This window comes from Pontimicrobium sp. MEBiC01747 (assembly GCF_053601635.1).
On record NZ_JBSHNS010000210.1, the window covers coordinates 1 to 282 of the forward strand.

At 44.7% G+C, this 282-nt stretch carries 1 protein-coding gene; it reads left to right on the forward strand.

Annotated features, from left to right (window positions below; genetic code table 11):
• Positions 1 to 282: hypothetical protein (locus ACVC2P_RS06665; protein ID WP_452597695.1), on the forward strand; the 282-nt coding region annotated here is incomplete at both ends.

A 282-nucleotide genomic window follows, 5' to 3' on the forward strand; every position in this document is an offset into this window, starting at 1 on the left:
AACAGGCATCACCCTAAGCTATTACCTAACCCAAGCCGATGCCGATGCCGCAGTTAACCCATTACCAACACTATACACCAATGTTGTTAATGCCCAAACCATCTATGTAAGAGCCTCAATAGACCTTACAAGTTGTTACGATACCATCACCCTAGACCTAAGAGTCAACCCATTACCATCACCAGTAGCCACACCCGTAGCCTACCAAGAATGTGATGACGATAACGATGGGTTTACCAGCTTTGATTTAGAAAGCCAAAGCGCAACAATCATTAATGGCGA